This is a genomic window from Pontibacter sp. FD36 (genome assembly GCF_015686655.1).
Lineage (GTDB): Bacteria > Bacteroidota > Bacteroidia > Cytophagales > Hymenobacteraceae > Pontibacter.
This window is the reverse complement of record NZ_JADPMP010000005.1, coordinates 58,481-81,175: the sequence shown is the minus strand read 5'-3', so window position 1 is coordinate 81,175 and position 22,695 is coordinate 58,481. Positions and strand designations below refer to the sequence as shown.

Sequence of the window (22,695 nt, the reverse complement as noted above, 5' to 3'; positions counted from 1 at the left end):
GGGAAGTAGCTACTCACACGGTAGTCCTATACCTTACAGATAACCCTTGGCTTGCAGTGTGAAGAGTTCAGCGTATTTACCATTCTGCGCCAACAACTCTTCATGCGAACCCAATTCTTTTAGTTGCCCTTGTTCCAGAAACAAAATACGGTCTGCCATGCGCACCGTAGAGAAACGGTGGGAGATAAGCACAGCCGTTTTGCCGGCAATCAGTTCTGAGAAGCGAAGGAACACCTCGTGCTCGGCGCGGGCATCAAGGGCGGAGGTAGGTTCATCGAGTATGAGCAGCTGCGCGTCGCGCATGTAAGCCCGGGCCAAAGCTACTTTTTGCCATTCCCCACCCGACAACTCCACACCTTTGTTGAATCGCTTGCCTAGTACCTGCTCATAGCCATCGGGCAGGCGTTGGATCACAGGATCAGCAAGGCTTTTCTGCGCCGAACCCTGTATGCGGTCGCGATCACTGATGTTACTGATCTGACCGATGGCAATGTTGTCGGAGGCGGTCATCTGAAAGCGCACATAATCCTGAAAGATGATGCCCACCTGGTGGCGGAGGTCGTTCAGGTCATACTCGCGCAGGTCAATGCCGTCGAGCAGGATACGGCCTTCGGTGGGTTCGTAGAGTCGGGCCAGGAGCTTGACCAAGGTTGTTTTACCAGCTCCGTTTTCACCCACCAGTGCCAGTTTTTCACCGGCCCGCAGGTGGAAGGAGAGGTGACGCACCGCCCATTTTTCGCTGTTGTGGTACTTAAATCCGACATCCTCAAAGGTGAAGCCCTGTTGGATAGGACGTGGTATCTGCAATGGATTGACAGGCGGTGTAATCTGTGGCTTGAGCTCCAGAAAATCAAAAAGGTCCTGCAGGTATAGCGCACTCTCGGCGATCTGTGAAAAGCGGGTCATGATACCCTGCAGCAGGCCGCGCATGTTGCTGAACGAACCAGCCAGGAAGGTCAGTGTACCCACTGTAATAGCTCCTGCCACCGTCTGGAACAGGATGAAAATATAGGCACCGTAATAGGCCAACGTACCCAAAGAGGAGAGGGCGCTTCCCCACACTGCACGTCGCACGATCAAGCTTTTATTTAGTGTATAGTAGCGGTCCGAGAGCTCTTTGAAGCGACTGGCCAGGAAGCCGGACAGGTTGAAGGTCTTGATCTCTTTGGCAGTTTCGTCGGAAGCCCCGATGTAGCGCAGGTAGTCAAGTTCGCGGCGCTCAGGCGTCCACGAGCGGGAGAGGGAGTAGGTACGCTCGTTAAAGTGCGTCTCGCCCAGAAAAGAAGGTATAACCGCCACCAGTAGGATCAGGATGAGCCAGGGATTAAAGGCGATCAGACCAACGGCCAGAAAGCCGATCGTCACCATATCCTGCAGCTGCGAGAGTACCTGCGACATCAGCACCACCCGCGTGATGGTTTGCCGCCTTGCACGCTCCAGTTTGTCATAGAAAGTAGCATCCTCGAACTGGGCCAGGTCCAGCCGGGCGGCATGTTCGATAAGTTGCACGGAGGTTCTGTTGGAGAAGAGGTCACCCAGCAGACTGTCGAGTAGCGTGATGCCCCGGTTAATGATATCGGAAAGCACAGCCAGGCCCAGTTCTGCCGCAACCAGTATCCAGAGAAAACTCAGGTCGCGCTCGCCCTGTACGTCTATCAGTCCGATCACCTCGTCAATGATCAGCTTGCCTACATAGAGCATAGCCAATGGTATAGCTGATTTGACAAGGCGCAGCAGCAGGTTGCCGATGGTCATACTGCGGCTCGTCTCCCAGATCAGGCGGAAGAATTTGGGCAGGTTCTTTAGGGCACCTACCTGCTCGCGGAAGCTTTTCTTGTCCTGGTTAGCTTTGCTGGAGGCTGCTCTTGCTCCTTTTTGGGGGGTATTCATGTATTTTAATTCAAATTATATTTTTGGTAATGGTCGCTCCTCATATACCTGTGGCATCACTTAATGTTCCGGCTTCCTTCTGCAAAATATATGTTGCCGGCTGGTTATTGCCTGATCATATTTTAAGAAATAGTTCTATATTTAGCTGAATATTCTTTTTGCGTATGGCCCACTTTTACAAACAAACTTTCCGTACATTTTGTCTGTCCGTCATCTTCCTGTTTTGCCAACTAGCGGCTAGTGCAGCTCCTAAAACAATCTCAACGGCTCCTATACCTTCCTGGACGAAGCAAATACCCCTGCGTTTGCAAACAAACGTTGCTCCCGAAGATGTGAACGATGGGTACCACTACCTGCAACGCTCCATTCAATGGGAAGTGGCGCGGGAGGAAGCCTATTTTCACAACACCTATAAGATTACGACAGAAGAAGGCGTGCAGAACAGCTCTGAACTGCAGCTCTCCTTCGACCCTAACCACGAAAAGCTATACCTGCACAAGGTAACAGTTTGGCGTAATGGAAAGTCCATCGACAAGCTGGATCTAAGCAAAGTGAAGGTCATTCAGCGGGAGCAGGGACTGGAGCAGCGCATTTTTGATGAAAGCCTTACCGCCCTTCTTGTTTTGGAGGATATTCGGGTTGGTGACTTAGTGGAGTATGCCTGGAGCATTAAAGGGCGTAACCCGGTTTTTGAAGGCAAATTCTTTACCTCCTTTTATCTGCAGTTTTACGACCCGGTGGATGAGCTACTGGTGCACATTCTGATGCCTGAACAGCGCAAGTTGCACTACAAACTTCATAAGACTGAACATAAACCGACTGTTGTTACGGCTAACGGTAACACTAGCTATACCTGGCATTTGACAAACTTGCCAGCCACCACCGTAGACAGCGACGTGCCTGGCTGGTATGATCCCTTTCCGGGCGCCATGGTCTCAGAATACAATTCCTGGAAAGAAGTAGTAGATTGGGCCCTACCCATGTACGAATTGAATGAGACACCCTCCAAAGCGCTGCAGGCTGTAATTGACAGCATCAGGACGACAGCCAGAACGAAGGAGGAATGGCTGGTCTCGGCCTTGCGCTTTGTGCAGGATGAGGTACGCTACCTGGGTATGGAAGCTGGTATAGGCGGTTATAAACCACGATCTCCCTCCCAGGTGTTCGCGCAGCGTTTCGGTGACTGCAAAGACAAGTCGCTGCTGTTGGCCACCATGCTCAAGCACCTCGGCATTGAGGCCTACCCGGCTCTGGTAAACTCCAACTCCAAAGGGCAGGTCAAAAACGGCTTGCCGTCGCCCTATGCCTTTAACCATTGCATTGTGCAGGTTAATCTGCGAGGCTCCAGGCTATGGTACGATCCTACCATCAGCAAACAGCGCGGCACTTCGCACTCCAACTACATTCCCGACTACCAACAGGCGCTTGTGCTCAGTCCTTCCTCAAAGGGTCTGACAGAAGTTGTACCCCCAATTGCGAACAATGGCGGTATAAAAGTGCTGGAAACGTTTCTGTTTAACGATGTAGGTGGAGCCGTCACGCTACAGGTGAAGACAGAATACACCGGTTGGGAGGCGGACATGCAGCGCAGCCGTTTTGCGACTACCAGCTTAAAGGAGATTCAAAAGGCTTATCTGAACTTTTACGCCAACAATTTTCCGGATATCGAAATGACCCAACCCGTGGACTTCATTGACTACGAGCAGGGTAATAAGTTCACGATACTGGAGGAATACAGCATTGAAAATCTTTGGGAGGAACTGGAAGGTATAAATGGGCAGGTACGGGCGACCTTCTTTCCAAAAGTGCTGCGTGATTACATTAACACGCCACGTACCAGCAAGCGCACCATGCCCATGGGCTTGTCCTACCCAGTAAACGTGGAACATGAGATACAGCTGTTCCTGCCGGAGCCCTGGCCGGTGAACCTAGAGGTCAAAGAAGTAAAAGACGATGCCTTTACTTACAAAAGTGTCGTTTCCTATGCCAGCACGGGCAACTTGCTTACGCTCCACTATACCTACAGCATACTCCAGGACCACGTATTGCCAGAGAACATGAGCGCCTTCATGCGCAACCAGAAGATCATGCTGGATGACATGGGTTACAGTCTGAACTACAATACCAGCACGGCAGTTGGGGGTGGTTCCGGGTTCAGTTGGATCATGCTGGTGGTGGCGCTACTGGCATTGGGAGCGGCGATTTATGGGGGCTATAGGCTGTACCACTACGACCCGAACCCGGCACCGGGTTTTAGCTTAGGGGAGGCAGAAACTATTGGTGGCTGGCTGCTAGTTCCACTTATCGTTCTTTTCGTAACGCCATTGGGAGGTTTAATCATAGTACTGCGCAGCAACTATTTCAACCAAACTATGTGGGAAAACCTGGTTCTGCCCTCCTCACAGACGTTCGCTCCCGAGTTGGCCGGCCTTGTACTGGTTGAGCTGATTCTGAACATAGGTTTTGTGGTATTCAGTGTACTGCTACTAATCCTTTTCCTGAAGAAGCGCAGTAGTGTACCTGAACTGATGAAAGCTTTCTATGTTGCGAATGCCTTGTTCGTAATAGGTGAATACGTGGCGCTTGAATCTATGCATTTGCCATTTGAGATGGATAAAACCAGTCCTTCCCAAGCTGTCCGTGCTGTTATACTGGCGGCAATCTGGGTACCATACTTTCACTTGTCCCATCGCGTGAAAGACACCTTCGTAAAAATGCTGCAACCACCTTTGGAAGTGGAACCTGATCAACCAGTAATAGATCAACCAGTAATAGAAATAGCGGACGAGGTGGAAGTGAGCAATAATAGTATGGTTTAGGCTTTTGCGAGGGGGGATAAGATTTATAAGCAGCATCCTCTCAATATAGATTTTTACTATATTTTTTAAGTACAGGTATATCCTGTGCAAATACAGCACGATGTTTGAGCAGAATAAGGTTAGAACATTAAGTTAAAACCTATGAAACGAACTTTACTATTAGCGCTGGCCTGGAGCGCCCTCTCACTCGCGGGCTGCACATCATCCCTGTATCCTGAAATAGACGAGCGACTAACCACCATTCCAACACAGCCGCATAATAACGAAATTGAAGTATTCTTCAGAGGGGAGTGGCCACAAGAGGAATACATTAAATTGGCAGCAATTGAGGTGCACGGAGGTGAAAACACAGCCTATATTGATATGATAAGGGGCCTGCAGATGAAAGCCAGGCGCTATGGTGCCGATGCGGTAATGGTGCAGGAGAATAATCTTACCGGGGATGTGTACTCTAACAGAGTAGGTAATATAGAAACTGCCAGGTGGTCTATATTATCAGCTGTAGCGATCAAGTATAGGAAGAATCTGGACACAGGCCTGATGCCCAAATACCAGCAGGTAGAGGTATACGATCCGGTTACAGATGCCTTCCAGCCAGTGCTCACACTCGCTTTTACCCCTGATGGAGAAATACAGGAAAAGGAAGAACTGCATGAGAATGCAGCCGTCATATATAACAATTACATTGGCAAGTACACCATGCAAAACCTGCGTCAGTCCGGAGCTGGCTGGTCGCATCGTACGCAGGAAGGCTATGTGGTAGAGCGGCAGCTCCATAGAGATGGTATGCTGCAAAAGAGTATGGAGTTCGACTACGATACTTTCAGACGCCTGAAGCGAATCCGTATCAAAAGCCTGAGAGACATGTCGGAAGAGATAAACTATGCTTATGACGAGGAAGGCAGGCTAAGCCAGCGTACCATCCTGCGAAGCGACAGACCTTACATACAGGAAGAATATACTTACGACGCTAGCGGCAAAGCCAATCAAGTACTAATCTATAATATTAACTTGCCTGTGAAATCACCGCTTCTGCGCAGTACCTATACCTATTATACCTTGGAGGAAATCTGAAAGCCGGCTTCTGCAGTATAGTAGCCTATGACGCGCTACTTGCTGCTTTTCCTGACGGGCTTTGCCCATGCACTCCTGATCCTGCTTTACACAGATCTGACAGGTGATGAAGCGTTGTTTTACAGGAAAATGGGGCTAATGGCGGCGGTTCCGCTTTTTGCCTTTGCCTCTTGGCTTACGCTGTTCAGTATGCGACTGGGGGCACTGGTGTCTTTGCCTTCGTTACTGGTGCTTATTTACTGGAACCTCCGTACTGCCGAGCATAGCATGGGACAGGATACGGTTTTTGATTCAGCGATCGCCATTACGCATCTGGTCGCTGGGTTGCTGGCTATGGTGACCCTGATGACCAGCCTGCGCTACGTTTTCAAGTCTAAGATACCATGGGGGAGGGGCACCCCCTCGCCAGGACTGGTGCTAAAACTGCTGCTGGCAGCTATACCTGCAACGCTGGGCGCAGCTTATGTGCTGTATGCCTAGTGGGAATGCTATAATCGGGAGCGAATAGGTAGAATGAAAAGGGATTTGAGTCAGAAAGGTACAGGGCTAAAATGAGAAAAGCCCCGTCAAAATGACCGGGGCCTTCTCTCACCTTAAAACAAACTAATCTAAACTTTAACTAACCTTATCTTTGTACCTGCCGTGGCAGAGTGTATATCATTTTTTCAAAACTGTGCTGGACACAGCTAATAAAATTCAAAAAAATCAGAGGGAGATTTGTGATTTTGGAAATTGCTTAACATATTAGCTTTCCGGTTATGTATCTCTCTCAAATCGGGTGCAAAATTATGATTTTGTTTTTCTAAAAAAAAGCAAAACGTATAAATATTTTTGCACTTTATGTATGTGGCTGACTGTCAGGTATATAATTTTCAATTCTCCTCTATTTTCTTTCCCGTTATCCCTGAGCAGTAGCTCATTGTAACCTAGGCGTTGGTTTGGGTATGCTCTTTCACTAACCATGAAATGCTTGAAGCAGGTGTGAAATATCTGCTGCGCTTTGCCAAATCCTGTGCATAAAAAAGGCAGGCAAAGATACAGCTGCTGACGCCGCTCTTTTGCCTGCCTCTTCCTTTGTCTTGGCTCAACTCTAAATCATAGCAACCGTCTTGTTGTCGATCTGAGTGCCGTAGGTGTTTTTGTAATGCACCTTACGTTCCAGGGCCTCAATGATAGGGGTAGAGAAGTCAACGCCTTCCAGTTCACTTACATCCGATAGGCCCCCGGGGCTAAACACATTTATTTCCATCAGTTTATTGCCCACTATATCCAGGCCCACCATGAACATACCATCCTGTATCAGTTTAGGACGCACCAGTTCTACGAGGTCCAGCATGGTCTGGTCTACTTTCACCGACTGCGCCGAACCACCTGCATGCAGGTTGCTTCGTATGTCGTCTTTGGCGCCTACACGGCGCAGGGCGCAGTATTTTCCTTTGTGCTGCAATGCCTCACCGTTTACCACAAACAGGCGCACATCGCCTTCAGTGGCCTGTGGCAGGTACTCCTGCGCAATCACGTAACCGTCGCGACTGATAGCCTCCACAATTTGGTTCAGGTTAGTAGAATCGTTCTTCTTTACCATAAACACACCTGAGCCACCCGAACCTTGTAGCGGCTTCAGGATGATGTTGTTTTTCTGCTCCTGGAAGAATTGCTTTATTTCCTCCTTGTCGCGGGTGATCAGAGTGCGGGGACGTACGGCCTCCGGGAAGTGCTGGAAGTACATCTTATTCACCGCATCGGAGAGCGAGGTGGGGTCGTTGAGCACGATCACACCGTGGCGCAGGGCCAGCTGCCCGAAAATAATACCTGCATTCTGTGCCCAGGCTCTGCCTTCTCCTTCAGCAGAAGGGTCGTTGCGCAGCATCAGCACATCCAGGTCTGGAGCTGTGACACGTACCTGAATGGCCTTCTCGCCCTGTATGGCATCCAGGTAAGTGGCAGGTGATTTATACTTATGCTTCGGGTCAGCCTGCACGGCAGTGGCCCCCATGTAGCCATCAGGGTAGTAGGCGAGGTCTCCCACACCCATCAAAAATACTGTATGGCCCAGATTGTGCATTCGCTGGGCTAAAAATATGGTGGCATAGCCCGGACTTTCTGTATGTATATCGTTAACTACGAATCCTATTGTCATGTCTATATATAAGTATTTGTTGGGATTAATTTTCCAGTAAGTTAAATACTGATATCCCTGCTTTTAGTTTTTGCAATTTGGGCTGTGCGGCCGGATCGGTGAGGTAGCGGGGCCGTATGGGAACGGGACGCAGCACCTGGCGGTAGATCAGTTCCTGCACAATGGGAATGTACTCCTGCCGGATCTTGCCGATCAGGAGCGGCTCCAGCTCGTGGCCTTCTTTGAGGTACTGCAAGAGGTGCACGAGCCCGCGCAGGTATACGGCGTCTTTGGTGAGCCCTCCGCCCCGATGCACTCGCATCGTTACGTTAAAAGCCGTTTCCTCATCAAAGTTATATTCCTCTTTGAGGCGGCAGAAGTTGTCGGTGAAGCTGCAGCCTTTGGTGAGGTGGTGCACGGCCACTACCCGGGCTGCCAGTATGCGCAGCCGGTCCTGGTCGAGACCGCCCACCAGGTACTCACTCAGCACAGCCAGTCCTTCCTGCAGCTCCTCGTAGCCCGGCACACCTACATAGAGCTGCTGCAGTGGCTGTGCCTTTCCGTTGAAGTAGGTGAGGATGTGCGTACCGACTTCGTGCTGAATGAGCGCCTGCGCCCTGTGCCTGGGGATTTTGGCATCGGTGCCGATGTTGAGCCTGCCTTTGGAAACGATCAACCCCACAATGTCTTTGCGAATGTCCACGCCTGAATCAAGCGCCGGATACTGATCCTTCAGAAAGGATATCTCCTGCTCAGCCAGTGCGGCGAACTCGTTTACAGGTATAAGTGGCACGTCCTGTTCACGCATTGGCTCAGGTATAGCGGCCAGTATACCTTCGGCCACTTTGAGCAGCTGCTCGTCCACACCGCCAAACAGCTGCAGACTACTGTACAGAAAGTCAGGGGTATTGCGGTCGGCGAGCATGGTCAGGGTCTTGTCTAACTCGTGGCGCTTGTCGCGGAACAGGAAAGCCAGCGTTGGGTCCTCTACCTTCTCGATGGGTATATTGTAAAGCTTGCGCTTGAGCAGGTCGGCATCCATGGGCATCAGGCGGTAGTGGAAGTTGGGCGCCTGCTTAAACTTCTTCTGGCGGAACTCCTCCCAGGCATCATCAGCGTTAACGGGTGTGACAAGCAACAGAAAACGGAACTGGTCGCTGATGGAAGTAAGCTGCTTGTCGATGCGCCAGACGGCGGGTACGACAGCTTGGCGGCCAAGCGCCTGAAAGTGCTTGGGCTGATGGGTAGTCTGGACCCGCACAAAGTCGAATACGGCCTTTTTGATAGCGCTCGATACATGGCCACGGAGCGTACGCTGCAGCATGGGGTATACCTGACCGGAGTTAGCCTGGCGATAGATTGGTTTCAGTTCCAGCCCGAGCATCAGGGTACTGTGCTGTTTCAGTTCTTCTTCGCTCATCAAGCTATTGGAGCCTTCCAGCAAAGCCTGGTTAGATGCCGTGGCCACTGTTACAGGCAGGCCGCTAATCTTGATGCTGGCCAATTCAGTTTTGAGTGTGCGGATGGTGGCGGGCAGCGCCTGTTCCGGCCCGAGCACTCTGAAAGTCGGGCTGTCAGCGGCACTTATATCCGGTGCGGCAAAGAGCTCGAGCACCATGAAAGCGCCAAACTCGTCGGCCATGGCTTTGGCAATCTCTCCTATCAACTGCCGCAGTTTGGGTGTCTGCTCTTCGCGGGCGATGATATAGGCAGCCTCGGCCTTTACAAAATCAGCGGTAGCATGGTCGGGCTGACCTGCCGGGTGGCGGTAAAGCACCAGAAAGGGCAGTGGTCTGTCGATGTGCAGCAAGCCGCCTTCAGGCAGCCGGCGCCTCACCCGACGACCCCGCTTCAAAGTCCGAACGATGCCTTTTATGAATATGTCAGAGATCGTGTCGGGCATCATTATAAGGTTTTGCATACCTGCTCACGCGCCTGCAGGACAGGTTCGGTCGTGCTTTGCAATGCGCTTTTGATTTCCTGCAATTGTGCCTCATCAGGTTTGCCAGTCCACTCGTCCATAAAGAACTTTTTGAACTCAATGGAGATGACACAGGCGCGGTCGGGGAAGGTATCGTGAATCCAGCGCATGAAGTGTCCGCCTTCGAATTTCACGTTCTCGCGCACATCCAGGTGGCGGCCCTGGTAATCGTATTGCTGCAGGCTTTGAGTAAAAGCTTCTACGACTGGAGCCCAGAGCTGGCGGTTCATGTTGCCGGTGCCGAGGTTTACTTCCGGGTTTTCCTGCGAATCAGCCTCGGGGCCATCGGCTCCTTCGCGGCGGTGGTTGTAGGTATGCAGGTCGTACACTACAAAGCAGCCGTGCCGGTCGGCTATACCTTGCAGCATCTGCTTCACATCGGCATAAAACTGGTCGTAGCGGGCCAGCGACTCCTGTGCCAGTTCCTCAGGCAGCTCATCTTTCCATACAGTGAGCCCCCAGGCATCTTCAGGTTTGCGGTAGATGGCTTTGTCGCGGGAGCGGTTCAGGTCCATCTCGAAGCGGGAGTTTAAACCAATGATCCGGTTGTCTGTTATACTTACCCAGCCCGCCGTAAAAGGGTCTTCCTCGCGAAGGCGTTCATCGGAGTTGAGCGAAAAAAGACTTTGGATATTTTCGCGCACTTGGTGCCCGTCGTGTATGGCTGTGGCAATGAGAGGGCTATGCCCGGTAGTGATAGAATAATATGATTGTGCTTGTGTTGGGTCAGGCATAAAATCTTTTTGAAAACTTTTACCCGATATGGATCCCTAAGGTTATTTGATAGACTTATTTGTTTAAACCTTGATATTCAGTTACGAACAAATCATAGTTATCATGTAAAAGCTTAGCGTGATATAGTTGGCAGATTGACTTGAAATGAATAGATTTAAAAGACTATAACAAATTAAGATATTACAAAGTATAGCTATATACCAATTGTTTCACCATAAATCGGAAGTGCCTATGCGTCAGATTTACAAGAATACGCTATTAGCTATTGTGATTTTCTTACTGATCCTGCTGATGCAGAGCCTTAGGAATAGTGGCCTATACCTGGCAGAAACACTCCCACTGGGTTTATGGTATGCCATTGGGCTGACCGGCGCTTTGGTGACAGGCAGGGCAATGCTTGCCTATACCCGTTAGACTTCCGGCTTGTATAATACGTCTGCTGCCTTATCTTTACAGAAAGAGAATAAGGTTTGCAGATGGAAAACAGCTATGCAGCAGTGGCCTCCGAAAAAGAGGACGGTCAACTGTTGGAAATACTAGGGGAACATGCAGCGTATGAGCCAGAAGCTATACTGGCTGTAATCGCTGAGATTGAAAGAAGAGGCATAGAAGCCCCAGACCTGGAGCAGATAAAGCAGGAAAGCCTGCAAGCACTGGAGTTGCGCGAAAAACAAGTCAACCCAAACCCCGCCGCTCCAACTTCCTTCACAGATAAACTCAAAGACTTCTGGACGCTCTTCGTGCCGCAGCGGCACTACTTTGTCACGCCCATCCTGATCAATACCAATATCGTCATTTTCGTGCTGCTGGCGCTGGCAGGTATGCATGTGCTCTCACCAGAAGGGGAAGACCTGGTAAATGCAGGAGCCAACTTTGGACCTTATACCCTGACGGGTGAGCCATGGCGACTATTTACCTCTATGTTCCTGCACATCGGCATCATTCACTTGCTCGTGAATATGTACGCACTGGCCAGTATAGGCGGTGCCTTAGAGCCGCTGGTAGGCCGCAGGCAGTTTATCATAGCCTATGTGCTCTGCGGACTTGCGGGCAGCTTAGCAAGTCTGTGGTGGGACCAGCAGCGCATCAGCGCCGGTGCCTCGGGGGCTATCTTTGGCATGTTCGGTATGTTCATGACCATGGTGCTGCTGGAGCGGCAAATGACCTGGACTGAGAAAAAAGGCATGGTGCTCAATTTGCTTGGTGTGATTGTAGTGAACCTGCTTTTCGGCCTGAAAGGCGGTATAGACAATGCAGCGCACACAGGCGGGCTGGTACTGGGTATTGTTTACGGGGCTGTACTGATGCTGCGATCCGGCAGGTTTTTTACGCAGCACTACGACTTGAGGGGTAGTATCGTAACGGCGGCGCTGGTGTTGGGCGGTTTTGTGGGCCTATACCTGCAGATACCAACTGAGAATGCTAAATACTTAACCATATTGGACCGCTTTGGTGAGCGGGAAACCGCGGCAATGGCTGTGATGCAGGAAATGGAGCAGAATGCCAGCCTGATCAATGGCGGAAAGTACCTGCAGGGCCTGGAGCAAGGTATAACTTTGTGGGACGAGAGTATCCAAGAACTGATGGCGCTTCAGGAATTGCCTGCTCTGGGTGAACAGCAGGCAAAGGAGGTCGAGATACTGCTTAACTACACGCAACTGCGCAAAACATCCTACTCGATGATGCGCGACGATATTCGTAACAACCGTCCCTGGATGCATCAGGAGCAACAACGGGTGCTGTGGGCCATCGGCACATTTGTGCAGGACCTAAACAACCTGCGCGAAGGCAAACCCGCTATGGCGCATGGAAACCTGAACCAAATGCCACTGCCAGATGCACTGGAAGAAGCCACAGGGCTTGACCTGGAGACAAAACCACTCATTGTGCTCGACGGTGAGGTGTTGGAAGGTATAGCTCCTGATGAGGTAGAAGATTATGTGAACCATGACGAAATTGAGGCAGTATCGGTACTGAAAGGGGAAGAAGCCGTAGCCAAGTATGGCCAGAAAGCTAAAAACGGTGTGATTGAGATAATCACAAAGGAGCAGTAGCCTGGCTGATAACCCAATAGGCTCATATCAGGTACTTATAAAGGCGCGCTTTCATTTGACCACTAACTCAAAAAGCTACCGCCGTGCCTTACAAAGACATTCCCGAAAACAACATGATTATCTGCCCCCACTGCGGGCAGGAAGTGCCGCATAAAAACCGCTGCCCTAACTGCGGACAGTATCTGCCCAGGCGCGAAAAGAAAAAGTGGAAGATCCCGAAAATGACCCCGACGGAGATTTTCCTGGCCATCCTGGGCTCTATTATGCTGATGGTGGGCCTGATAGCTTTTTAGCGTGCCATGCACACGTTGCTGCATCCGGTCTTTCTGGTTTGTGTGCTGCTTTTTGTCGGTAACCAGGCGCTGGAACTGGCTGGCTTTTATTTTCCCCTGCTCTTCAGCTACCTCGACGATCTGCTGGCCATGCCCATCGTGCTCACCATCATACTGGCAGCTGAGCGAAGCTACTTTCAGAATGACAAGTTTGTGTTGCCGCTTGCCTGGTTAGTGGTGGCAGTCGTGGCTTTCAGCATCTTCTTTGAGCTTCTGCTCCCGCCCATCTACTCGAAACACACCGCCGACTGGGTCGATGTACTGGCCTATTCTCTGGGGGCGCTGGTCTTTCAATTCACAATCAACAAGCCTTTATCGCAGTCTTCTCACAAATGTTAGCCTATGCCCAAAGAGGCTTTTTTGCAGAAGAGTATCAAAAAGTATGATTTTTTTCTGGGCTTCAGGCAACCTTTCGGGAATCTGTGCATCTATTAGGCAGTGAGAAGCTTCAGAGAAGGTATAGCCTGCTGCTGAGCCGCTAAACTCTTAACCAAAAATCATCAAGCAAAATAAAACTATGAACACTATCAACATCTACAAAACACTTGCCTCTATTCTTGTAATGGCCTTTGTGCTGACAAGCCTGACGGCAACGGCGCAAAATCGTCGTAACCTGAAGGGTGAAGGCGAACCCGTATCACAGAACAGAACGGTATCGGGCTTCAAAGGGATAAATGTTAGCGGCGGCTTTGCAGTAGAGGTAACGCAGAGTGGAAGTGAGGGCGTACGCATCGAAGCGCAGAAAAACCTGCTTAACAGTATTCGGACAGAAGTAAAAAACGGTGTGCTTCACATTTATACTTCCGACAACATCAGTACAACCAAAGGTTTGAAGGCTTATGTGTCAATCAAAGAGTTAAACATGATTGATATAAGCGGCGGCGTGAAAGTAATGGGTAATTCTACTTTTAAATCCGATGCATTTAGTATGGATCTGAGCGGCGGCTCCAAAGTAATACTGGCACTCAATACTAAGAAGCTGACAGCCAATATGAGCGGCGCTAGTAAAGTAGAGCTAAGCGGGCGTGCCGATGAAATGCGCATGGACATGTCAGGAGCATCCAAAGTAGATGCGTCTGAACTGGAGGCCAAGAACGTGAACATAGAAGCCAGCGGGGCCAGCAATGTGAAAGTGTTTGCCCAGAACAAACTGAACGTGAATGCTTCAGGTGCTACCAAAGTTGCTTACAAAGGTGACCCTAGCGTGTCGTCTAATGTGTCGGCCGCAGCCAAAATTTCTAAAATGTAAGAGAATACATCGCATATAAAGCAGAAAAGGGCAGCCCGCTGGGTTGCCCTTTTCTTTTGGTTATCTTATACCTACTGGCGTACCGGAACTGGCAGTACTGGCAGACTAGTATGACCCAGTTCGTCAGCAGCCTGTACGGCAAAGAAGTAATTGTCTTTCGAGTAAGGCAGCGTCACTTTCGTGTCTTTCACAAAAAACTTCTTATCCCAGGTCTGGCTGCTGGTTTCGCGCATCAGGATGTAATAGCCGGCTGGTTTTTTGCCTTTTGTCGGGGCTTCCCAATTTAGGTCTGTCTTATTGGTCAGGTTGGAGGTGAGCACGCCAACTTTCTCCGGAGCATGCGGTGCCCGGCCCAGGTTAGCCATGGTGGCCAGGTTCACGGCTGTGTTCTTGCGCAGGTATTCGAAGTCCATAAACTCTGTCAGGTCGCCGTACTGCTTGCCGTTCTCCTTGCGCACATCCTGGTGCTGGTGGTCAAAGTCTTCGTTCATCTCACTCATGCGCACCGCGGCATAGCCTTGCTGGTTAAACGGTGTATGGTCACCACCACGCAGAAAGCGGTCAGGGCGGTAACCGAGTACTACTTCGATCTGGTCGACGTAAGTCTCTCCGGTCATTTTCATGTAGCGGGCCAGGTTGCGGCTTGGGCCGTCGTTTTCAGAGCCTAGGGTGCGGCGAAGGCGAGCCTGCTCTTCGGTTTCGTTAGAAGGAGTAGCTTCGCTGAAGACACGCACACGGGTGTTGTCATGAATGCCCATCTCAGCAGAGTAGGAGTTACCCACGATGTCGTTGTTGAGCACAGCCACCAGGTTCCAACCTTCCTTCTTCACACGCTCAGCCATGTGACGGGAGCCGTACAGGCCCTGCTCTTCGCCCTGGAAAGCGACAAACACGAGTGTTGCCGGAAACTGACGCGAAGCCATCACGCGGGCCATCTCCATTACAATCGCCACACCAGAGGCGTCGTCGTTAGCACCAGGGGCTTTGCTTTTAGCGTCCATTACATCGGTAGCGCGAGAGTCAAGGTGCCCAGCCACAATGATCACACGGTCATCGTTCGGGTCAGTGCCCTTGAGCGTCGCAACTACGTTAGCCATCTCCACATCCTGCGGAATGCGGCGGCCGTCGCCCTTTACGTTATAGCGGTCCATGTCCACGGTCATGCGGCCGTTAGAGGCTTTGGCGTATTTCTCAAACTCCGATTTTACCCATTCGCGGGCAGCGCCTATACCTCTTTTCTTGTCAGTGGTGGAGCTCAGGGAGTGGCGGGTTTCAAACGAAACCATTTTCTCAACGAGTGCCCGCAGGTTGTCTGCCGATACTTCATTGACCATTTTCTGAATCTCTTCGTCGTGGGTAGCGGGTGCTTGTGCTGCCACAGTTTGGCTAAGGTATAGCCCTGCCAGCATGCAGAGCGCCAGCAGTCGGGTGAACTTTGTTTTGTAAGTCATTTGTGCTAGGTGAGGTCGATAAAGTGCTCGTTCGTTTAGTATTAGATTCTAAATATAAGCACCTTCAGGAAAGAATGAAAAGAATAGCTGCACCAATGCCTTAGTCAGCACAGGTATAGCAGAAAAATGAAAGTCACTCCAGCTAGCCTACAGCGTATAGGCTAACCGGCAACGCTCACCCTCGAGCTTATAAAGTTCTGCTTCCACGGCGATTCCGTGTTTGGCCTCTGCAAGCTCTGTTTGGTAGCGCTGTGCCAGTTCGCGGCGCTTGATGGCTTCCAGAAACCGGCGGGCATCCTCGCGGCTTTCCAAAGTGAGGCCGGGCACTTGGGTGGGTTTATCATCATCGCCTTTGGCTACCATCGTGAAATAAGAGGTATTGGTATGCTTGACTATACCTGTTTTCACGTTTTCAGCGATCACTTTTATACCTACCATCAGCGAGGTGTTGCCCACATAGTTTACAGAGGCCAGCAGCGACACCAGCTCACCTACCTCTACGGGCTGCAGAAAATGCACGCCGTCTACTGTTACGGTCACGCAGTAGTTGCCGGCATGTTTGGCAGAGCAGGCATAAGCCACCTTGTCCATGAGCGAGAGCAGGATGCCGCCATGGATTTTGCCGCCAAAGTTGGCGTAGCTCGGGATCATGAGCTCGGTGAGGGTGGTGCGGGAGTAGGAAACAGGTCGGAATGCAGGTATAGCCATACGTTTGTGGAGTGAGTTATGGCAGGGTATACGGGGCTATACCTCAAAAGGGATGCAGAGACTATAGCGTTGAAGGTATAGCCAGCAGGTATAGCGCTTATAAAAACACAACTTCTTTCACGACCTCATCGCCCATAGTACGGTTGAGCAGGTCGACTACCTTGCTTTTGCTCATGTTGAGTTCGTGCTTGAGTGGGGCAGAGGTGAGGCGCACAAACAGCTTCTGGTCTTTGAAGTAAAGCTCTTTCGTTTTCATGGCGATGGGTTTGCCCATAATCTGCTCCCAACGCTGCACCAGATCCACTTCATTGAGCTTGCCCTGCAGCCGGTAGGCCTTCAGCAACCCTTTGATGCTGTCGCCAATGGTCTGCACGTCAGCCTTTCGCTTCGCAATCTCCTCTTTCTTCTTGTAGTAGCGCACGGGTGGTTGGTTTTTGAATGAGTGGTGGAGTGAATGAGTATTAGAGATGCAAAATTAAGCAATCAACTTCACCGTTCCCTCCTTTACATCAAATCTACGGATACTTTCTGACAGGTTCTCAAGTATTTTATCTGTTCGGTCCAGATGCGTATCAGTTAGGAAGATCTGGCCGAAGGTATGGGCGGCGACCATTTGCATGAGCTTGGTGATGCGCTTCTCGTCGAGGCGGTCGAAGATGTCGTCGAGGAGGAGGAGGGGCTTGTGGTGCTGGCGCTCGTCCATCACCTCGAAGTGCGCTAGCTTTAGGGCAATCACATAGCTCTTCTGCTGACCCTGCGAACCAAAATTTTTCACGGGGTTGCCGTCCATCAGGAACACGAAGTCGTCTTTGTGCGTGCCCACGGTGGTACGCTGCAGGGCGCGATCCTTCTGCTCCGCTTGCTCCAGCAGTTGGGCAAAGTTAGCGCCGGGCAGCTGGCTTTTGTAAGTGAGTGTCACGGTTTCGCTGCTATCAGAAATGTGGCGGTAGTGCTTCTGAAACACCGGCTCAAAGGTCTCCAGGAAAGCCATACGCTCCTGCGCGAGTTGCTCACCTAACGGCACCAGCTGCTCGTTGAGGATGTGCAGGTAGTCGCGGTCGTAGTAGCGGCGCTCGGCAAACTGCTTGAGCAGCGAGTTGCGCTGCTTAAGGATATAGTTGTACTGGATCAGCTGCTCCAGATAGGTATGGTTGAGCTGTGAGATCAGACTGTCGAAGTACTTGCGACGTTCCTCGCTGCCTTCCCGGATCAGGTCGGTGTCGTAGGGAGATATGAGCACCACCGGAAAGCGACCGATGTGATCGCTCATCTTCTCATACGCCACCTTATTGTGTACGACTGTCTTCTTCTGGCCCTGCTTCAGGCTGCAGGTCACAGTGTGCTTTTCTTCATCGATCTTAAAACGTCCCTTCACCATAAAATACTCTTCGCCCTGCTTGATATTAAGGGCGTCGGAGCTGTTGAAGGCGCTGCGGGTCATGGAGAGGTAATGGATGGCGTCGAGCAGGTTAGTTTTGCCGCTGCCGTTGTCGCCGATAAAGCAATTGATGTGCGGCGAGAAACTAATGTTAGCTTCGTCGTAGTTCTTGAAAAACAGCAGACTTAGATTTTCGAGGAGCATTAGTTTCTTCTTTGATTACTTTTTCCTTAATTTCGCAAGCTAAAACCCGACAGTAGCCTGATTTGCCGTCCATTGAGGCCCGAATCTCGCTAAAAAAGCTGTACGGACAACAATAACGATACACAAATACCCATGGCTGATACGAAAGAAAAGGCAAAAGCGAAGTCGCAGAAAGCAAAGGTACAGGCTGAACCAACATTTTCAAAAGAGACTTACATGTGGTGGTACGAGTCGATGAAACTCATCCGCCGCTTCGAAGAAAAAACAGGCCAACTTTATGGCCAGCAGAAAATCAAAGGCTTTTGCCACCTTTACATCGGCCAGGAAGCCTGTGTGGCAGGTGCTGTAACGGCTCTTGAGAAAGGTGACAAATGGATCACAGCTTACCGTGACCACGCCCATCCACTGGCCCTCGGCACATCGCCAGGCGCTGTAATGGCTGAGATGTTTGCCAAGTCTACCGGTTGCTCTAAAGGCAAAGGTGGCTCGATGCACATGTTCGACAAAGAAGTAAACTTCGTAGGCGGTCACGGTATCGTGGGCGGTCAGGTGCCACTAGGCGCTGGTTTGGCCTTCGCTGAGAAGTATAACAAGACCGGCAAGCTGTGCATCTGCTACATGGGTGACGGTGCGGTACGCCAGGGTGCCTTCCACGAGGCCCTGAACATGGCCATGACTTGGAAGCTGCCGGTAATCTTCGTTATCGAGAACAACGGCTACGCGATGGGTACTTCGGTAACGCGTACCTCTAACGTAAACGACCTGTACAAACTGGGTCATGCTTACGAAATGCCATCTGAGCCAGTAGAGGCCATGAGCGTGGAAAACGTGCACAATGCCGTAGCGAAAGCTGCTGAGCGTGCCCGTGCCGGCGAAGGACCTACTTTGCTCGAGTTCAAGACTTACCGCTACAAAGGTCACTCTATGTCTGACCCTGCCAAATACAGAACCAAAGAAGAGCTGGAAGACTACAAAGGCCGCGACTCGATAGAATCTGTAAAAGCAACTATCCTAAAGAATGGCTGGGCGACAGAAGAGGAGCTGGACGAGATCGACGAGAAGCAGAAGCAGATCGTGGCCGAGGCGGTGAAGTTTGCCGAGGAGTCTCCATATCCGGATCCTTCTGAGCTGTACACCGACATTTATGTGGAGCCGGACTATCCATATATAATGGACTAAATTCTAAATATTTAAGGATTAGGAATTAAAAAACATAAATTTGATGTTCTGATCTTATATGAGATTTGGAACGAATCGCTTTTAATTTCTATTTTTGAGTTCTTATTTCAATAAACTAATGGCAAAAGAGACAGTACAGAAGCACAGCGAGTTTGAGGAGCTGGTAGAAAATCCGGATGCGTTGGCAGAGCGCCTGACAACAGGGTCTGAGGATTTCGTGAAGAAAAACAAAACCAAGCTGCTCGGTGTGTTTGCCGCCATTGCCGCTATCATTGTTGCAGGTTTCCTATATTATAACCACCGCACTACCCAGAACCAGGAGGCGCACGAAGCCATGTTCCAGGCAGTGTATTATTTCGAAGCAGACTCTTTGAACAAAGCGCTGAACGGCGACGGTCAGTATGATGGTTTGTTGAGTATTGCAGACGAGTACAGTGGAACTGAAGCAGGTAATCTGGCTAAATTCTATGCTGGTGTTGCATTGTTGAAGCAGGGTAACTTCGCAGATGCGCAGTCGCACCTGGAAGACTTCAAGTCTGATGACTACCTGATGCAGGCACGTGCTTACAGCTTAACAGGTGATGCACTTTCTGAGCAAGGCAAGTATAAGGAAGCAGCTGACCTGTATAACAAAGCCGCTAACCACAACAGCAACCCATACTTCTCGCCACAGTACCTGATGAAGGCTGCCGTAGCTTACGAAGCTGCCAACGACTTCCAGGCTGCTGCTAACACGTACGACAAGATCATCAAGGATTTTGTAACATCGGCTGAAGTAACAGACGCCAAGAAGTTTAAAGCACGCGCTGAGGCAATGTCTGGCGCAGCTGCCAACTAAGATCTGACAGGCTAACGCCTAGTTATAAAAAGCGCTTTTGTCTCTCCGGCAGAAGCGCTTCTTTTTTTAAGTTCATGGGCTAGTGCAGAGCGCTATAAAGGTGTATGAAACGGTACTATACCTAATAACTTGTATCTGCAGGCTCAACAATCAACCATTTAACCATCAACAATAATCATATGGCTACTTCTCTCAAAAACCTGAACGATTACAAGAAAGAAGGCTTCGGCGATATATCAGAAAAGAAGTTCGGTATTGTAGTGGCTGACTGGCACAGCGAAATCACGGATGTGCTGTGTGCAGGTGCCATCGAAACACTGCTGCAGCATGGTGCTAAGAAGGAGAACATTTTCCGGAACACAGTGCCGGGCAGCTTTGAATTGACACTGGGAGCACAATTCTTGGCCCTGCAGGAAGAGATCGATGCAGTGATTTGCATCGGGGTGGTTATCAAAGGCGACACAAAGCACGATGACTATATTAATCATGCCGTGGCCAATGGCCTGACTAATGTTTCGCTTAAGTTTAACAAGCCGGTTTCGTTTGGTCTGGTAACTACCAACAACCTGGAGCAGGCGCTGGACAGAGCCGGTGGCAAGCACGGCAACAAAGGCGTTGAGGCCGCCGCCGCAGTTATTCAAATGCTGAGCTTCTAATGGCTCCGGTATAGGTGAGTATAAAAGAGGCCCCCGCTTTTAATAAGCAGGGGCCTCTTTTATTTACTTGAATGGATAAAGGTATAGGGATTAAAAATTATAACCGATGGTTAAACCTGGCCGAACGCTGAATCCTCCTCCCAAAATCATATCGCCAATGATACCTGTGTCGAAGTCCTCTTCGGTGCCAACATTCACCTTCAGGTTGCCCCCGTTGTAGCCGGCGCCCAAAAACACATCGAAAGTAAAGCCACTGTTAAACACCCATTGATTTCCGATAGCCACGCCGGCACCTACTGGTTTATAAGTAGCGCTGTAGTCGCGGCCTTCTTCATCCTTTTTCTCTACTGTTAATTTAAAACTCCTGATACGGCCATAGCCAGCCACATAAGGGCCCATGGGTGCCACCTTGTTTTCAGAGAAATAATAGCGCAACTCAGGTGTAAAGCCATACCCCTTGAACTGAATGTTAGAAATAGAAACACCTGTAACAGAGGCTCCCAACTGTGCGCTCAGATTATCCGTGATAGCGTACTCCAGAAATCCGGAGCCAGTAAGCGCAAAGGCACTCAGAGGATTTACCTTGATAACAGCTCTCTTTGGCTGTTGTGCCTGAGCATAAGCTTGTTGCGTGCCGGTAAAAAAAAGAGCCGCAGCGGCAAAGGCGAGTATTATTTTGTTTTTCATATATTGAAGTGAGTAATCGAAAACTTAATTAGCCTGGGTGTATTTCAGGCTGCCTGCAAGTTCCATTCCAGTATTGGAGCAAATCAAATAAAAGAGCGGAAAGACAAAATTATAATTAAAATAAAGAAGGCAGGTAGCAAATTATAGATATAACTTCTATTTTTGCACGAAATTTAGCTTAAATAATAACCTGGACATCAGAGTGGTTCGGTTTTTGGACTTAAAATTTAAGCTTTAAACTTAATCACCTTTGTTGCTGTTGATAAGCACGAGAGCGTTGCTCTTGACAGGGAGAGGTTTTTTAGCTTACCAGACAAGAAACTACAACCTAGTTCTAAGATAGTATAATGAATACAAACGAAGAGAAACAGCGGTATTCCCGTGAGGAATTGGCAGAGTTTGAAGCAATCATTCTTGAGAAGCTAACCAATGCGCGTAAGGAAGTAACGTTTATCAAAGAGACCCTGAGTCGCAGAAACGACTCCGGCACTGATAACACGGCATCTCCAACCAAAGTATTGGAAGACGGAGCAGACACAGCGGAGAAGGAAAGCCTGAACCAGTTGGCGTCACGTCAGATGAAGTTCATCCAGCAGTTGGAGAATGCGCTTATCCGCATCAAAAACGGCACTTACGGTGTTTGTATCGTGACAGGCAAGCTGATCCCGAAAGAGAGACTGCGTGCCGTGCCACATACACAGCATACCATCGAAGCCAAGCTTCAGCGTAACGACTAGTACACTTATACCTTGAATATACTGCAAAACCACATTCAGGCACTGGTTTTTTGTGCCCAATCGCCAATAAGCATCGAAGAGATACAGCGCTGCCTTACGGAGTCGCTGCAAATGGAGGTGCTGGTGAGCGACGTGCTCGAAGCTGTTGAAAACATCAATGCGCAGCTGAACGATGCAGGTTTTGCTTTTCAGATATACGCTATCGGGGGCGGGTACCAGTTTCTGACCAAGCCGGAGTACCAGGAAACGGTGAGCACCTATCTGAAGCATAAGTCAAAAAAGAAATTGTCAGCGTCTTCTCTGGAGACGCTGGCAATTATTGCCTACAAGCAGCCAATTACCCGCTCGGCTGTAGAGCAGATTCGTGGCGTGGGCTGCGACTATGCGATCCACAAACTATTAGAAAAAGAGCTTATCGAGATCAAGGGTAAAGCCGATACCATAGGGAGACCCGTACTGTACGGCACGTCTCAAAAGTTCATGGATTACTTCGGTATTAACCACATCAAGGACCTTCCGCAGCTAAAGGATTTCGCCTCAGAAGAAAACATGATTGGCGAAATAGCCGATTAGCGAACCCCCATCATTCATTAGAGTATACTAT

General features: G+C 50.0%; 22 protein-coding genes. 13 read left to right on the top strand and 9 right to left on the bottom strand.

The genetic code is table 11. From position 1 onward, the window contains the following. Nucleotides 1–33 precede the first annotated feature (33 nt). Nucleotides 34–1,890, bottom strand: a complete 1,857-nt coding sequence (locus I0P70_RS08260; protein ID WP_196116452.1) for an ABC transporter ATP-binding protein — start codon at nucleotides 1,888–1,890, stop codon at nucleotides 34–36. Nucleotides 1,891–2,195: 305 nt separating this feature from the next. Between I0P70_RS08260 and I0P70_RS08255 the strand changes: the two genes are divergently transcribed. From I0P70_RS08255 to I0P70_RS08245, 3 genes are all read left to right on the top strand, one after another. Next, on the top strand, nucleotides 2,196–4,709 hold the full coding sequence (locus I0P70_RS08255) for a DUF3857 domain-containing protein (protein ID WP_196116450.1): 2,514 nt from the start codon (nucleotides 2,196–2,198) through the stop codon (nucleotides 4,707–4,709). A 141-nt stretch (nucleotides 4,710–4,850) separates the two neighbouring features. Continuing rightward, entirely contained in the window at nucleotides 4,851–5,783 is a 933-nt protein-coding gene (locus tag I0P70_RS08250; RefSeq protein ID WP_196116448.1) for a hypothetical protein, read from the top strand. A gap of 27 nt (nucleotides 5,784–5,810) precedes the next feature. Further along, nucleotides 5,811–6,263 carry a hypothetical protein gene (locus I0P70_RS08245; protein WP_196116446.1) on the top strand — a complete coding sequence of 151 codons (453 nt, stop codon included), beginning with the start codon at nucleotides 5,811–5,813 and terminating at the stop codon, nucleotides 6,261–6,263. Between the two features lie 610 nt (nucleotides 6,264–6,873). Here I0P70_RS08245 and I0P70_RS08240 read toward each other — a convergent pair. Genes I0P70_RS08240 through I0P70_RS08230 form a run of 3 tightly spaced genes read right to left on the bottom strand, consistent with a single transcriptional unit; the run spans nucleotide 6,874 to nucleotide 10,617 of the window. Further along, on the bottom strand, nucleotides 6,874–7,923 hold the full coding sequence (locus tag I0P70_RS08240; RefSeq protein ID WP_196116444.1) for a glutathione synthetase: 1,050 nt from the start codon (nucleotides 7,921–7,923) through the stop codon (nucleotides 6,874–6,876). Nucleotides 7,924–7,948: 25 nt separating this feature from the next. Beyond that, nucleotides 7,949–9,823 (bottom strand): flavohemoglobin expression-modulating QEGLA motif protein, encoded by a 1,875-nt coding sequence (locus I0P70_RS08235; RefSeq protein WP_196116442.1) that lies wholly within the window; start codon nucleotides 9,821–9,823, stop codon nucleotides 7,949–7,951. Beyond that, nucleotides 9,808–10,617 (bottom strand): N-formylglutamate amidohydrolase, encoded by an 810-nt coding sequence (locus I0P70_RS08230; protein WP_196116440.1) that lies wholly within the window; start codon nucleotides 10,615–10,617, stop codon nucleotides 9,808–9,810. Before I0P70_RS08230 ends, I0P70_RS08235 begins: the two co-directional genes overlap by 16 nt. Before the next feature lie 232 nt (nucleotides 10,618–10,849). Between I0P70_RS08230 and I0P70_RS08225 the strand changes: the two genes are divergently transcribed. The 5 genes from I0P70_RS08225 (at nucleotide 10,850) to I0P70_RS08205 (ending at nucleotide 14,253) form a co-directional block, all read left to right on the top strand. Next, entirely contained in the window at nucleotides 10,850–11,032 is a 183-nt protein-coding gene (locus tag I0P70_RS08225) for a hypothetical protein (RefSeq protein WP_196116437.1), read from the top strand. 62 nt (nucleotides 11,033–11,094) lie between these two features. Then, a complete protein-coding gene (locus I0P70_RS08220; protein ID WP_230392073.1) occupies nucleotides 11,095–12,672 on the top strand; it encodes a rhomboid family intramembrane serine protease in 1,578 nt (525 codons plus the stop codon). Between the two features lie 83 nt (nucleotides 12,673–12,755). Further along, nucleotides 12,756–12,965, top strand: a complete 210-nt coding sequence (locus tag I0P70_RS08215; protein WP_196116435.1) for a hypothetical protein — start codon at nucleotides 12,756–12,758, stop codon at nucleotides 12,963–12,965. A gap of 6 nt (nucleotides 12,966–12,971) precedes the next feature. Then, the gene (locus I0P70_RS08210; protein WP_196116433.1) at nucleotides 12,972–13,343 is read left to right on the top strand and encodes a hypothetical protein; all 372 of its coding nucleotides are present in this window, start codon (nucleotides 12,972–12,974) and stop codon (nucleotides 13,341–13,343) included. 178 nt (nucleotides 13,344–13,521) lie between these two features. Next, on the top strand, nucleotides 13,522–14,253 hold the full coding sequence (locus tag I0P70_RS08205; protein ID WP_196116426.1) for a head GIN domain-containing protein: 732 nt from the start codon (nucleotides 13,522–13,524) through the stop codon (nucleotides 14,251–14,253). 71 nt (nucleotides 14,254–14,324) lie between these two features. On the opposite strand, the gene I0P70_RS08200 is transcribed toward I0P70_RS08205, so the two are convergent. The 4 genes from I0P70_RS08200 to recF all read right to left on the bottom strand — a co-directional run bounded on the left by I0P70_RS08200 (nucleotide 14,325) and on the right by recF (nucleotide 17,994). Continuing rightward, on the bottom strand, nucleotides 14,325–15,704 hold the full coding sequence (locus I0P70_RS08200) for a M28 family metallopeptidase (RefSeq protein ID WP_196116425.1): 1,380 nt from the start codon (nucleotides 15,702–15,704) through the stop codon (nucleotides 14,325–14,327). A 147-nt stretch (nucleotides 15,705–15,851) separates the two neighbouring features. Further along, nucleotides 15,852–16,412 (bottom strand): acyl-CoA thioesterase, encoded by a 561-nt coding sequence (locus tag I0P70_RS08195; RefSeq protein ID WP_196116424.1) that lies wholly within the window; start codon nucleotides 16,410–16,412, stop codon nucleotides 15,852–15,854. A gap of 97 nt (nucleotides 16,413–16,509) precedes the next feature. Continuing rightward, nucleotides 16,510–16,833, bottom strand: a complete 324-nt coding sequence (locus I0P70_RS08190; protein ID WP_196116423.1) for a DUF721 domain-containing protein — start codon at nucleotides 16,831–16,833, stop codon at nucleotides 16,510–16,512. Between the two features lie 54 nt (nucleotides 16,834–16,887). Beyond that, entirely contained in the window at nucleotides 16,888–17,994 is a 1,107-nt protein-coding gene (recF, locus tag I0P70_RS08185) for a DNA replication/repair protein RecF (protein WP_196116422.1), read from the bottom strand. A 132-nt stretch (nucleotides 17,995–18,126) separates the two neighbouring features. Between recF and pdhA the strand changes: the two genes are divergently transcribed. The 3 genes from pdhA to ribH all read left to right on the top strand — a co-directional run bounded on the left by pdhA (nucleotide 18,127) and on the right by ribH (nucleotide 20,667). Beyond that, on the top strand, nucleotides 18,127–19,173 hold the full coding sequence (gene pdhA / locus I0P70_RS08180) for a pyruvate dehydrogenase (acetyl-transferring) E1 component subunit alpha (protein WP_007658325.1): 1,047 nt from the start codon (nucleotides 18,127–18,129) through the stop codon (nucleotides 19,171–19,173). Between the two features lie 118 nt (nucleotides 19,174–19,291). Beyond that, nucleotides 19,292–20,011, top strand: coding sequence for a tol-pal system YbgF family protein (locus tag I0P70_RS08175; protein ID WP_196116420.1), 720 nt, complete (start codon nucleotides 19,292–19,294; stop codon nucleotides 20,009–20,011). Between the two features lie 179 nt (nucleotides 20,012–20,190). Continuing rightward, a complete protein-coding gene (ribH, locus tag I0P70_RS08170) occupies nucleotides 20,191–20,667 on the top strand; it encodes a 6,7-dimethyl-8-ribityllumazine synthase (protein WP_196116418.1) in 477 nt (158 codons plus the stop codon). Nucleotides 20,668–20,757: 90 nt separating this feature from the next. Here the strand turns inward: ribH and I0P70_RS08165 are convergent, their stop codons facing one another. After that, the gene (locus I0P70_RS08165; RefSeq protein WP_196116416.1) at nucleotides 20,758–21,354 is read right to left on the bottom strand and encodes a DUF3575 domain-containing protein; all 597 of its coding nucleotides are present in this window, start codon (nucleotides 21,352–21,354) and stop codon (nucleotides 20,758–20,760) included. Nucleotides 21,355–21,701: 347 nt separating this feature from the next. Here I0P70_RS08165 and I0P70_RS08160 point away from each other — a divergent pair, with 347 nt between their 5' ends. Next, complete coding sequence (locus tag I0P70_RS08160) at nucleotides 21,702–22,091, top strand: TraR/DksA C4-type zinc finger protein (protein ID WP_007658330.1); 390 nt, start codon at nucleotides 21,702–21,704, stop codon at nucleotides 22,089–22,091. 12 nt (nucleotides 22,092–22,103) lie between these two features. Beyond that, nucleotides 22,104–22,664 (top strand): SMC-Scp complex subunit ScpB, encoded by a 561-nt coding sequence (gene scpB, locus I0P70_RS08155; protein ID WP_196116414.1) that lies wholly within the window; start codon nucleotides 22,104–22,106, stop codon nucleotides 22,662–22,664. Nucleotides 22,665–22,695 lie beyond the last annotated feature (31 nt).

Excerpts from the sequence above, each read along its gene's own strand:
- recF (WP_196116422.1), bottom strand. The coding sequence starts at position 17,994 with ATGCTCCTCGAAAATCTAAGTCTGCTGTTTTTCAAGAACTACGACGAA.
- I0P70_RS08175 (WP_196116420.1), top strand. The coding sequence starts at position 19,292 with ATGGCAAAAGAGACAGTACAGAAGCACAGCGAGTTTGAGGAGCTGGTA.
- I0P70_RS08195 (WP_196116424.1), bottom strand. The coding sequence starts at position 16,412 with ATGGCTATACCTGCATTCCGACCTGTTTCCTACTCCCGCACCACCCTC.
- I0P70_RS08165 (WP_196116416.1), bottom strand. The coding sequence starts at position 21,354 with ATGAAAAACAAAATAATACTCGCCTTTGCCGCTGCGGCTCTTTTTTTT.
- ribH (WP_196116418.1), top strand. The coding sequence starts at position 20,191 with ATGGCTACTTCTCTCAAAAACCTGAACGATTACAAGAAAGAAGGCTTC.
- I0P70_RS08230 (WP_196116440.1), bottom strand. The coding sequence starts at position 10,617 with ATGCCTGACCCAACACAAGCACAATCATATTATTCTATCACTACCGGG.
- I0P70_RS08205 (WP_196116426.1), top strand. The coding sequence starts at position 13,522 with ATGAACACTATCAACATCTACAAAACACTTGCCTCTATTCTTGTAATG.
- I0P70_RS08210 (WP_196116433.1), top strand. The coding sequence starts at position 12,972 with ATGCACACGTTGCTGCATCCGGTCTTTCTGGTTTGTGTGCTGCTTTTT.
- I0P70_RS08160 (WP_007658330.1), top strand. The coding sequence starts at position 21,702 with ATGAATACAAACGAAGAGAAACAGCGGTATTCCCGTGAGGAATTGGCA.
- I0P70_RS08200 (WP_196116425.1), bottom strand. The coding sequence starts at position 15,704 with ATGACTTACAAAACAAAGTTCACCCGACTGCTGGCGCTCTGCATGCTG.
- I0P70_RS08250 (WP_196116448.1), top strand. The coding sequence starts at position 4,851 with ATGAAACGAACTTTACTATTAGCGCTGGCCTGGAGCGCCCTCTCACTC.
- I0P70_RS08240 (WP_196116444.1), bottom strand. The coding sequence starts at position 7,923 with ATGACAATAGGATTCGTAGTTAACGATATACATACAGAAAGTCCGGGC.
- I0P70_RS08220 (WP_230392073.1), top strand. The coding sequence starts at position 11,095 with ATGGAAAACAGCTATGCAGCAGTGGCCTCCGAAAAAGAGGACGGTCAA.
- pdhA (WP_007658325.1), top strand. The coding sequence starts at position 18,127 with ATGGCTGATACGAAAGAAAAGGCAAAAGCGAAGTCGCAGAAAGCAAAG.
- I0P70_RS08245 (WP_196116446.1), top strand. The coding sequence starts at position 5,811 with ATGACGCGCTACTTGCTGCTTTTCCTGACGGGCTTTGCCCATGCACTC.
- I0P70_RS08260 (WP_196116452.1), bottom strand. The coding sequence starts at position 1,890 with ATGAATACCCCCCAAAAAGGAGCAAGAGCAGCCTCCAGCAAAGCTAAC.
- I0P70_RS08235 (WP_196116442.1), bottom strand. The coding sequence starts at position 9,823 with ATGCAAAACCTTATAATGATGCCCGACACGATCTCTGACATATTCATA.
- I0P70_RS08225 (WP_196116437.1), top strand. The coding sequence starts at position 10,850 with ATGCGTCAGATTTACAAGAATACGCTATTAGCTATTGTGATTTTCTTA.